General features: G+C 69.1%; 9 protein-coding genes and 1 pseudogene. 4 read left to right on the top strand and 6 right to left on the bottom strand.

Annotation, left to right across the window (positions count from 1 at the left end):
- Both VLF18_RS04885 and VLF18_RS04880 read left to right on the top strand, forming a co-directional pair.
- Positions 1–553: pseudogene (locus VLF18_RS04885) on the top strand (hypothetical protein); the annotation flags it as partial.
- Between the two features lie 43 nt (positions 554–596).
- On the top strand, positions 597–1,079 hold the full coding sequence (locus VLF18_RS04880; RefSeq protein WP_325278499.1) for a GNAT family N-acetyltransferase: 483 nt from the start codon (positions 597–599) through the stop codon (positions 1,077–1,079).
- A 16-nt stretch (positions 1,080–1,095) separates the two neighbouring features.
- Here VLF18_RS04880 and VLF18_RS04875 read toward each other — a convergent pair whose 3' ends face one another.
- From VLF18_RS04875 to VLF18_RS04860, 4 genes are read right to left on the bottom strand one after another with little or no spacing between them, the layout of a single operon-like run.
- The gene (locus tag VLF18_RS04875) at positions 1,096–2,625 is read right to left on the bottom strand and encodes a PepSY-associated TM helix domain-containing protein (RefSeq protein ID WP_325278498.1); all 1,530 of its coding nucleotides are present in this window, start codon (positions 2,623–2,625) and stop codon (positions 1,096–1,098) included.
- Positions 2,626–2,635: 10 nt separating this feature from the next.
- Positions 2,636–2,899 (bottom strand): hypothetical protein, encoded by a 264-nt coding sequence (locus tag VLF18_RS04870; RefSeq protein ID WP_325278497.1) that lies wholly within the window; start codon positions 2,897–2,899, stop codon positions 2,636–2,638.
- Positions 2,899–3,174 carry a hypothetical protein gene (locus VLF18_RS04865; protein ID WP_325278496.1) on the bottom strand — a complete coding sequence of 92 codons (276 nt, stop codon included), beginning with the start codon at positions 3,172–3,174 and terminating at the stop codon, positions 2,899–2,901. Before VLF18_RS04865 ends, VLF18_RS04870 begins: the two co-directional genes overlap by 1 nt.
- A 10-nt stretch (positions 3,175–3,184) precedes the next feature.
- The gene (locus VLF18_RS04860; RefSeq protein ID WP_325278495.1) at positions 3,185–5,311 is read right to left on the bottom strand and encodes a TonB-dependent siderophore receptor; all 2,127 of its coding nucleotides are present in this window, start codon (positions 5,309–5,311) and stop codon (positions 3,185–3,187) included.
- A gap of 420 nt (positions 5,312–5,731) precedes the next feature.
- On the opposite strand from VLF18_RS04860, the gene VLF18_RS04855 reads away from it, so the two are divergent.
- Complete coding sequence (locus VLF18_RS04855) at positions 5,732–6,448, top strand: helix-turn-helix domain-containing protein (protein WP_325278494.1); 717 nt, start codon at positions 5,732–5,734, stop codon at positions 6,446–6,448.
- A gap of 13 nt (positions 6,449–6,461) precedes the next feature.
- Here VLF18_RS04855 and VLF18_RS04850 read toward each other — a convergent pair whose 3' ends face one another.
- Together VLF18_RS04850 and VLF18_RS04845 are read right to left on the bottom strand one after the other, a co-directional pair.
- Entirely contained in the window at positions 6,462–7,349 is an 888-nt protein-coding gene (locus VLF18_RS04850; RefSeq protein WP_325278493.1) for an NAD(P)-dependent oxidoreductase, read from the bottom strand.
- A gap of 247 nt (positions 7,350–7,596) precedes the next feature.
- Complete coding sequence (locus VLF18_RS04845) at positions 7,597–9,072, bottom strand: amidohydrolase family protein (RefSeq protein WP_325278492.1); 1,476 nt, start codon at positions 9,070–9,072, stop codon at positions 7,597–7,599.
- Between the two features lie 150 nt (positions 9,073–9,222).
- On the opposite strand from VLF18_RS04845, the gene VLF18_RS04840 reads away from it, so the two are divergent.
- The gene (locus tag VLF18_RS04840) at positions 9,223–10,131 is read left to right on the top strand and encodes a DUF72 domain-containing protein (RefSeq protein WP_325278491.1); all 909 of its coding nucleotides are present in this window, start codon (positions 9,223–9,225) and stop codon (positions 10,129–10,131) included.
- Positions 10,132–10,150: the final 19 nt, after the last annotated feature.

Below are 10,150 nucleotides of genomic sequence, written 5' to 3'. Positions count from 1 at the left end.
CCCGCCGCGCCGCGCGCGCGATGGCGCTGCCGGGTCGACACCGGTGGCGGACGCGACGCCGACTCGCTCGCCCGGCACGGCGCGTCCGGGCGCGGCGCCGGTCAGGCCGGGCACGTCGTACGCCGCGCTCGCGGCCAACGTGCCGGATACGGCGATGCCGGAGCGCGGACCGGCCGCGCCGGCCGCGGCCGGCGACGCGAGTCCGCCGGTCGTCGCGCCCGATGCGGCGCGAAGCCTTGCCGACGCGCTGCGCAACGGCGACGAACGCAGTCCGCCGATCGTGGCCGATGCGCCGGCGATCGAACGCGCGAGCGCGGCGGAACTCGCCGATCCTGCCGCCTACCGGCGCTACGAACAGCGCAGTCAGGCGAAGCTCTACCGGAACTTCGAGCAGGAAGCCGTCATCGCGTTGAACGACATGGATCGCGACATCCAGCGCGGACGCGCCGCCGGCGTGCCCGCCGAACTGATCGCCGAGGGTGAGGAAAAGCAGCGCCGCCTCGCCGAAGCGCTCGAACAGCTGCGCCGCGACGAGAAGGGCGGGCACGAGTAGCATCCCGTCGCCATCGCCTCGATGGCGACCGGGAGCGACACGCATGTCCGCGACGACGCCGAAACCGCTCGCGATCGTGCCGCTGGCCGCGCGGCCGCAGTATCTGCCGGAGCTGAAGCACTGGTTCGAAACCGAATGGGCCGACTATTACGGCGCCGGCGGCCGCGGCGACGCGGCCGCCGACCTCGCGGCGTTCGCTGGAGGCGACGGCCTGCCGTTCGCGCTGATCGCCGTGCGCGGCGACGAACTCTGCGGCATCGCGGCACTCAAGCGCGACGCGTTCGCCGGCCTCGACGCGTTGTTTCCGTGGGCGTCGGCCGGCCTCGTCAAGCCGGCGCTGCGCGGCCGCGGCATCGGCGCGGCGTTGATCGCCGGGCTCGAAGACGAGGCGCGCCGGCGCGGATATTCAAAGATATACAGTGCGACATCGACCGCGGAAACGCTGCTGCGACGGCGCGCATGGCGGTTTCGCGAATCCGTCGTGCACGGCGGCGCGGCGGTGGCGGTCTACGAAAAGGATCTGTAGCGGCGCTCGCGACGACTCAGCCGGCCCAGACGCTGTGGCGGTCGCCGTCGCGCGCGCGCCGTGCCGTCGCATGCGCGAGCGCGCCGAACGTCGCGGCCATCGCGAGGGCGACGAGATCCACGCCGAGCAGTGCGCCCTGGCCGGCCGCGGCGCTGCGCCAGAGCCACCAGCCGCTCGCGATGCCGTGCGCGACCGGCACGAACGCGCTCAGCACGGCCGCGAGCCACAGCAGTTCCTGCGCCGCGCGGATCGGCCGTCGCCACGCGGCCCAGGCGATGCAGGCGGCCCAGCTCGCAAAGCAGGTCCAGCGCTCGCCGCCCGATGGCGCGGCGACGAACGCCGCGGAAATCGCGACGCACAGGCCGAGGCACACGCCGACGGTCAGCCGCGCGAGCACGAGCGCGCCGCGCGCCTGGGGTTCCTGACGGCGTTTTCGCCGTGTCTCGATCCAGAGCAGGTTGCCCGAATAGAACAGGAATGCGCCGCCGAGTCCGAGCAGGAAGTACAGCCAGCGCACGACCGCGTTGCCGTATTCGCCGAAATGCAGCGCATACAGCGCGCCGAGCGTGGCGTGATTCGCGTCGCGCGCGCCCGGCAGCTGTATCCGCAGGACGTCGCCCGTGCTCGCATCGAGCGCGACGGCGCCGAGCGGCGCGAACGAGCGCGGCGAGGCGCCGGTGATCTCGATCTCGGAACTCGCATTGCCGGCGAGCCGCAGCTTGAGATACGCCGGTTCGAAGTCGGCGAGTCCCTGCGCCTTCGCCGCGGCGATCGCGCGCCCGCGCCAGTGTGCGAGCGTGCCGAGCGGCGCTTCGGCCGGCGCTTTTTCGCGCAGCGGATAGGTGTCCATGGCCGCGGGCAGCGCGGCCATGAGCTTGCCGTCGAAGATCAGCGGATTGAGCGCGGTCATCAGCAGGAACATCAGGCACAGCAGCGCGCCGGTCACGGCGAACATGGCGTGAAACGGCAGGCTCAGCACGCCGATCACGTTGTGCGCGTCCTGCCAGTAGCGCTTGAGGTTGCGGCCCGGACGCAGCGCGAACAGATCCTTCGCGAGCTGCGGCAGATGGATCACGACGCCCGAGATCAGCGCGAGCCCGTAGAGCAGGCTGACGATGCCCATCACATAGATGCCGGCGACCGGAATGCCGAGCGCGTAGTGCAGTTCGTTGATCAGTTCCGAAAGCCCGGCCTGCGGCAGCTGCGGACTGCCGTCGAGGTTTGCGGGCGTCGCGAACAGCCAGGCGCCCTGCGCGTCCTGCCAGTAGGCGATCGGCTGCGGCGCCTCGTCGCCGGGAAACATCATGCCGACGTGTTCGCGCGCGGCGGGATGGCGCTCGAGTACGGCGTCGAGCAGCCGCTGCATGTCGGCCAGCGTGCCGCGCGGCGCGTCGGCGGCGCCGGCCGCCTGCCAGTGCCGCAGTTCGTGATGGAACACGGTGATCGCGCCGGCATAGAACGCGACGAACAACGCGAGTCCCGCGGCGAGGCCGACCCAGGTGTGCAGGGTCGTGAAGGTCTTCAGCGTGACGGACTTCAGTTTCATCGCGGCGGTCTCAGGCGACGAGCGCGGTCGCGCGCAGCAGGGCGAGCGCGGCGAAGCTCGCGAACGCGAGCACGCTCCAGCAGAGCCAGGCACGCCGCGCATCGGCGAACGCGAAGCTCGCGGCGATGACGAATGTCCACAACGGGAAAAATCCCGCGATGCTGCCGACCAGCGCCGACTGCCACGGACCGGGCAGGCTCCAGCCGATCAGGCCGATCAGCCCGGCGCTGACGAAGAACCCGGGCACGAGGCCCGCGAGTGCGCGGCCCCACATCAGTCCGGCCCCGTCGCGGCCGGGGCCACGTCTCGCAGCAGCGCGAGATACGGCAGCGCGACGGCCGTCAGCATCCAGACGCCAATCACGAGGCAGATGCCCGCGCCGGTGCCGAGTGTCGCGATCGCCGACGCCAGCGCAATCGCCGCGCATGACGCAGCGGCGGCACCCAGCGTGCGGCGCGATCCGCGTGCGGCGAAGCGCGCGCGCGGCGCGGCGCGCCAGCAGAGCATGGCGCAGAGCACCGTGGCGATCGTTGCGAGGAGGCTCAGCACGTCGGCGCGCTCACCACTGGTAACGCAACGTCGCGGTCACGTTGCGCTCGTAGCCGTAGTAGCACCAGAACGCGCTGTTGCAGACCGAGATGTATTCCTTGTCGCCGAGGTTGCTCGCATTGACCTGCGCGCGCCACGCGTCGAAGTCGTAGTGCACGGCGAGATCGAGCAGCGTGTAGGACGGCGTTTTCCAGAGATTGTAGCTGTCGCCGTAGTGGTCGCCGACGTGACGCACGCCGGCGCCGAAACCCAGGCCTGCGAGCGCGCCGTCGGTCAGGGTGTAGTCGAAGCCGGCCGATGCCTGGCGCCGCGGCACCAGCGCGACTTCCTTGCCGAGCGACGGCAGGTCGGTCGTCTGCGTGACCTCCGAATCGGTATGCGTGTACGCACCGTAGATGCTGAGGCCGCGGCCGATGTTCCAGCGGCCTTCCAGCTCGATGCCGCGGAGCTTGGTTTCGCCTTGCTGTACCTGAAACAGCGTGTGGTTGGGATCGACCGTCTTCGCGTTCTGCTGCGTGATCGTGAACAGCGCGAGCGTCACGAGACCGTTGCCGTTCGCGGGCTGGAATTTGAGGCCGCCTTCGATCTGTTCGCCGGTCGTCGGCACGAAGGCGCGGCCTTCGAAGTCGCTGCCGACGGTCGGCTGGAACGATTCGGAATAGGCGAGATACGGCACGAAGCCGGAATCGAACCGATAGCTCAGGCCGACGCGGCCTGACAGCTTGTCGTCCTTCTGCGTGCTGCGCGTGTTCGCGATGCGGTCGTCGGTGTCGGTGTCGACCCAGTCCTGGCGCAGGCCGATCGTCAGCAGCCAGCGGTCGACCGAGAGCTGATCCTGCAGGTAGATGCCGGTCTGGTGCTGGGTCTGGTCGGTGTGGCTGGTATAGGCCGGAATCGTGATCGGGCTGCCGTAGACCGGATTGAAGATGTCGAGCGACGGCGCGCCGAACGCGAACGCGGATGCGTAGTCATTGCGCGAGCGGCGGTAGTCGAGACCGGCGAGCAGGTCGTGACGTACGCGGCCCGTGCCCCAGGACCACTGCAGGTTGTTGTCGACGCCGAACGTTTTCGAATGCTCTTCATTCGGAAAATAGTAGCGATTCAGGGTGCGCTGATCCTCGGCCAGTCCGAATGCGCCGATGCCGGCGCTCGGATCGATGTCGGCCTTGCCGTAGCGCAGGTTCTGCCGGAATGCGACGCCGTTGGCGAAGGCGTGGCGGAACTCGTAGCCGATCGAGCTCAGATCCTTGTCGTAGTCGTTCTGCCCGGGTTCGCCGGTGAAGCGGTTCCGCGGAATGCGGCCGTTCGGATTCGGCAGCAGCGTACCCGCTGCCGGCAGGAAGCCGCCGCCCGAGGCGGTTTCGGCTTTCTGGTAGCGCGACAGCAGCGTGAAGCTCGTCGCCTCGCCCGGCAGCCAGGTCAGCGCCGGTGCGATGTAGTAGCGGTCGTCCTTGATGTGGTCGACCGAAGTGTCGCTGTTGCGCGCGAGCGCGGTGAGCCGGTAGAGCAGCGTACCCTCCGCATTGAGCGGACCGCCGACGTCGAGCGCGGCCTGGCGCAGGTTGAAGCTACCGGCCTGCACCTCGAATGCGCCCTGCGCGGTTTCAGTCGGGCGCTTGCTGACGAGGTTGACCATCCCGCCCGGTGGCATCGCGCCGTAGACGACCGACGACGGCCCCTTGAGCACTTCGAGTTGCTGCAGGCCGTAGGGCTCGATGCGCGTGATGCCGGTACCCGAGCCGTCGGGCAGCGCGAGGCCGTCGAGGTAGCGCGCCGGCGTGAAGCCGCGCACGAGCAGCCAGTCGCTGCGGGAGTCTTCGCCGTAGCCGCCGCCCTGCGCGCCGGCCGTGTACCAGACCGCTTCCTCGATGCCGTGAATGGCGCGTTCGCGCATCTGTTCGGCGCTGACGACCGAGATCGACTGCGGGATCTCGACGATCGGCGTGTCGGTCTTCGTGACCGTGTCGGTTTCCTTGACGATCGGCGCGGTGACGTTGACGGTTTCGAGCGTGCTGGTTGCTTCGTCGGCCCCGGTCGCGGTCGCGGCCGCGGCGGCGACGGTCGCGGCCAGAGCGGCAGCGATGCCGAGGGTCGGGCGAAGCCTGCGCGGCAGCGCAGCGAAGGAAACTACGGTCATGGGGAACTCGACGGCATGGGGAAGACGTGCCGGCCGGGATGGAGCCTCGCGCCGGTCGATTCCGCGAGAATAGATCAAATGCGAATCATTCTCACCCATACAAAAGTCGATGCGGTTGCGCGCCGCGGTAACGCCGCCGGGGATCGGCACCGACACGAATGGCCACGCGGCGCGCCACCGGGGACGCGCCGCGCATCGGCGGATCAAATGCGAAATTGGAAAAAGTTTCACCGTGCAGCGCCGGTCGTATCGATGCCGGTACGGCCCGGAAGACACGCGAATACGCGGCCGCCAACGACGATGCGTCACGGTCTGTCTGCGCGCCCGTTGACAGGATTGCCTGCATGCCTGCAGAGCAGGTTCGCGGCGAATCAAACTCGCGCTGCCTGCTATTTCGTGATTCGACGACGCCGAATCGGTGTGCAGCGCCCGAATTATGGCAGTTGGTTATTTTGCACGGCAAAATGTGCGGTGCTTGTCAATAGCGTATTCATGCCGCGCGTGCGGGAATGCAAAGTTGTGCGCGGCATGCGAGACATTCACGTAGTCCGGCGTTTACTATCCGGTGCTTCCACCGCCACTGCCAGCGAGACAGCCATGCCGAACATCGCAACTGCGTTCAAAGAGGAGATTTCCCGTTTGTGCCGCAAGGAGATGCGCAAGCATCTCGAGCCGCTGCGCAAGGCTTCGACGGCGTATCGCAAGGAAATCGCGGAACTCAAGCGCAAACTGCAGGAATCCGAGCGTCGCGTCGGTGCTTTGGCCAAACGCAGCGTCAGGAACACGGAAACGGCCGAGGCGCTGCCCGACAAGCAGACGCGTTTCGTGCCGAAGGGTCTGAAGTCGCTGCGCACGCGTCTGGGCCTTTCGGCTGCCGAACTGGCGACGCTGCTCGGCGTCACCGGCCAGTCGATCTACAACTGGGAACAGAAAAAGTCGACGCCGCGCGCAGCGCAGGTCGCCCAGCTCGCGGAGCTGCGCGCACTCGGCAAGAAAGCCGCGCGCGCCAAGCTCGAAGAAGCGGCGGGCGAAGCCAAGCCGGCGCGTGCGCGCAAGGCCCGCACCGCGGCTGCCGAGAAGCCCGCCCGTGCGCGCCGAACGCGCCGCGCGAAGCCCGCCGCCGCCGCCGGGGAGTAAGCGAGCGGTTGCTTCAGCCGGTCGCGGTCGTCGCGACCGGCGGCAGCACTTCGGGGCAGTCCGCGTCGTAAAGGCGCAGCACTTCGTCGAAGCCGTAGCGCGGGCGCCAGCCGAGGCCGGCACCCGCCGCGGCCGGCGAATAGACGCGATCGATCGCGCGCGGCAGCGGCCAGCGTCGTGCGTCGAATGCCTCGACGAGCGCCGGTGCGCGCCGCCGCAGCACGGCCGGCGCGTCGCGCAGCAGCTCGTCCAGGTCCTCGGGCAGGAACGGCGACTGTCCCGACACGATGAACGTGCGCATGCCGGGCACCGCCTGCCGCAGCGCGAGTACGTGCGCCTCGGCGACATCGCGCGCGTCCACCCCGCGATGCAGTCGATAGCTCGCCATCCGCGGCGCGGGTTCCGGAAAGCAGCGCGACATGCGCAGCGACGTCACGCTGACGCCCTGCTGCGCGATCCTGGCCAGCGCGCCTTCGGCGTTGACCTTGCTGCGGTGATAGATCGTCGTCGGCCGCGGCGTCACGGTTTCGTCGACCCAGACCGCGCGCGTCGCGTTGCGGCTCGCGGCGCCATAGAGCGCGGTCGTACTCGTGAAGACGAAACGCCGGACACCGGCTTCCGCGGCCATCTGCGCGAGCGTGGTCGTCGCATGGACGTTGATGCGATCGAACTCGCTGTCGGGACTGATGTTGACGTGCGGTGCATGCAGTGCGGCCGCATGCACCACGGCATCGATGCCGCGGACGGCGCGGCGCAGCAGGAACGGATCGCCGAGATCGCCGGTCAGGTCGACCGTCGAAGCGGGCGTCCGGTCGAGGCCGACGACCTCGTGCTCGCGCAGGAGCCGCGCATAGATCGCGCGGCCGATGCGCCCGGCGGAGCCCGTGACGAGTACTCTCATGCGCGACTCCGCGACGCGTGCAGCGCGGCGGGCGGAAGCGGCGTCCGGTTCACCGATTCGACCCCGGGCGCAGCGGCGCCGTTAGTGGAAAAGTAAGCAAAAGATACATTGTTATTTCGGACGTCGACAGTCCGGCGCGGCCGGTCCGCGCGGAACGTTTCGCGGCCGATCATAATGTTCCGCCGGCGACTTTGCGCGGCTCTCCAGGGCATCACGAAGTCTTCACGCGTGTCACGTCCGGCAGACATCAGTGTCCGGGATCGGCGCCCCCGAGCGACGCCTCGAGGGCAGCATCGTTCGCGCGCAGCCCGGTCAGCTCCGCGTCGATGTCCGCGATCGACCGCCAGCGTCCGTGGACGAACACGCCGGCCACGCGTGCGATGTTGTCGATGTCAGCCAGCGGGTCGGCGTCGAGCAGCACGAGATCGGCGATCGCGCCCTCGCGCACGGCGCCACTTTCGGAGCGCGCGAACAGCCGGTGCGCGTGGACGGATGCCGCGCGCAGCACGTCGATCGGCGGCAGGCCGACGGCGCGGAGTTCGCGCATTTCCTGCTGCAACGATACGCCGTAGTACAGGCGGGGCATTGCCGCGTCCGTGCCCGTGGTCAATGCGACGCCGTGCTTCCAGAGCGCGCGCGTCAGCAGTCTCGCGTAGTCGCGGCCGATCGGGAACGTGTCGGCATCCGGTTGCGTACGGAAGGCCTCGCCGAGGTAGCGGTTGCGCGGAGGATGCCAGTCGCGGCGCGTGACCGGATCGACGAGCGGCAGCCAGTCCCGCGGCATCGGGGCGAGTTCGCGTTCGCGATACATGTGCACAATGGAATTCAGTGTCACCAGGGTCGGGGTGACGCTCACGCGGCTCGCGGCGACGGCCTCGGCCAGCGCGTCGATGTCGGCCGGCGCGAAATCGCTGGCGCGCGCGTAGCGGACCAATTCCTCGGCGTGGGCGATATTGGTCGGCGGGTGCGCAAACACGAACGCGCGATCGGCGCAGGTCTCGCAGCCGAGTTCCGGCAGATGCCCGGTCGTCGGCAGGCCGAGTTCGCGCGCCGTATCGATGACGGCGCGATAGGTGTCGCGGTCGAGAAACTGGTACGGCTTGATGAAGTCGTAGCCGCGCGCCTGCGCGGCACGGACGGCGGCGGCGCCGTCGGCGGCCGTCCGCGGCGCGTCGGGACTCGACGGCGGCAGCGCGGCGGCATCGGGCACGGATGCGACGGCGGCGCGAGGTCCGTTGATGCGTTTGCCGACGAACAGACGCGGTCCCGGCAGGCCGCCGGCCGCGATCGCATCGCGCAGCTGCAGCAGCGCCTCGTCGCCGGCGACGCTGCCGCCGAGGTTCGCCGCACCGGTGACGCCGGCCTTCAGGAAACTCAGCAGGATGCGGCGATCGTGGCGTCCGTCGAGGCGAAGCGCCGCCAGCGCAGGCTCCTTGCTCGCACGCAGGCCGCCTTCGGTCGCGATGTGCACGTGCGCGTCGACGAAGCCCGGCACGAGGAACTTGCCGCTGCCGTCGATGACGGTCGCACCGCGGATGCGGCGCTTGCGCGCCGGAGAAATCGCTTCGATGCGTCCGTTGCGGATCAGCACCGCGCGTTCTTTCAGCACCTCGCCCGTGTCGAGCGGAATTACGCTCACGTTCGTGACGAGCCAGCTGTCCGCTGGCGGCGAAGCGGGCGGGGCGGCGAGCAGCGTGATGGTGAGCATGAGCGACGCGAGCATCGGCAGCGGGTTCCGTCGGCAGAGGAAGCCATGGGATGGCAGGACGGCGGCACAGGGTTGCGCCGGAAAGGCGCAGACATGACGTGCACGCCGCCGCGTGCATTGTCACGCCGATCGACGGCACGGCTGCATGGTGATCGGGGGGGCAGCATGAAGATCTACGTCGGCACGGCGAGCTGGACCGACAAATCGCTGGTCGCTTCGGGGCGCTTCTACCCGAAGGGCTGCAGCAGCGCCGAGGCACGCCTGCGCTACTACGCAATGCGCTTTCCGATCGTCGAGGTCGATTCGTCGTATTACGCGCTGCCGTCGGTGCGCAATGCGGCGCTCTGGGTCGAGCGTACGCCGCCGGCATTCGTGTTCAACGTCAAGGCGTTTCGTCTGCTGACGCTGCACCAGGCGCCGGTCGCGGCGATGCCGCCGGACCTGCTCGGCGAGCTCGGCGCCGTGTCGGCGGAACGGCTCCATCTGCGCGACCTGCCGCCGGCGATCGTCGACGAAATCTGGTCGCGCTTTCTCGATGCGCTGCAGCCGCTCGTGCGGGCGGGCAAGCTCGGTGCGCTGCATTTCCAGTTTCCGTCGTGGTTCGTCGCGCAGCGCGACAGCTACGACTACCTGCTGAGCGTGCGCGAACGCCTCGCCGGCTGTACGGTCGCGCTCGAATTCCGCCATCGCTCGTGGATGGATGCCGCGCAGCGCCCGGCGCTGCTGCAGTTCGAGCGCGATCACCGTTTCGTCAATGCGACCGTGGACGAGCCGCAGTCCGGCGCGAACACGATCCCGACGGTCTGGGAAGCGACTCATCCGCAACTCGCCCTGCTGCGTCTGCACGGCCGCAACGAAGCGGCCTGGAACGTGAAATCGGCGGAGTCGTCGCAGCGGTTCAACTACGACTACACCGAGGAACAGCTCGAAGGATTCGTGCCGCGGCTGCGCGCGCTGGCGGCCGACGTCGCAAGCGTGCACGTGATCTTCAACAACAACTACGAGGACCAGGGGCCGCGCAACGCAGCGACGCTGATGCGGCTGCTCGGCGGCGCCGCGGTCGCGGCGGTCTGAAAGCAGTCTCCTGCGTCAG

The organism is Tahibacter sp., assembly GCF_035481375.1.
In the GTDB taxonomy this organism is placed as follows: Bacteria; Pseudomonadota; Gammaproteobacteria; order Xanthomonadales; family Rhodanobacteraceae; genus Tahibacter.
This window is presented reverse-complemented; position numbering and strand designations above follow the sequence as displayed.

Bases quoted from the DNA above. Each gene is read 5' to 3' on its own strand.
- VLF18_RS04880 (WP_325278499.1), top strand. From the start codon at position 597: ATGTCCGCGACGACGCCGAAACCGCTCGCGATCGTGCCGCTGGCCGCG.
- VLF18_RS04875 (WP_325278498.1), bottom strand. From the start codon at position 2,625: ATGAAACTGAAGTCCGTCACGCTGAAGACCTTCACGACCCTGCACACC.
- VLF18_RS04870 (WP_325278497.1), bottom strand. From the start codon at position 2,899: ATGTGGGGCCGCGCACTCGCGGGCCTCGTGCCCGGGTTCTTCGTCAGC.
- VLF18_RS04860 (WP_325278495.1), bottom strand. From the start codon at position 5,311: ATGACCGTAGTTTCCTTCGCTGCGCTGCCGCGCAGGCTTCGCCCGACC.
- VLF18_RS04850 (WP_325278493.1), bottom strand. From the start codon at position 7,349: ATGAGAGTACTCGTCACGGGCTCCGCCGGGCGCATCGGCCGCGCGATC.
- VLF18_RS04845 (WP_325278492.1), bottom strand. From the start codon at position 9,072: ATGCTCGCGTCGCTCATGCTCACCATCACGCTGCTCGCCGCCCCGCCC.
- VLF18_RS04840 (WP_325278491.1), top strand. From the start codon at position 9,223: ATGAAGATCTACGTCGGCACGGCGAGCTGGACCGACAAATCGCTGGTC.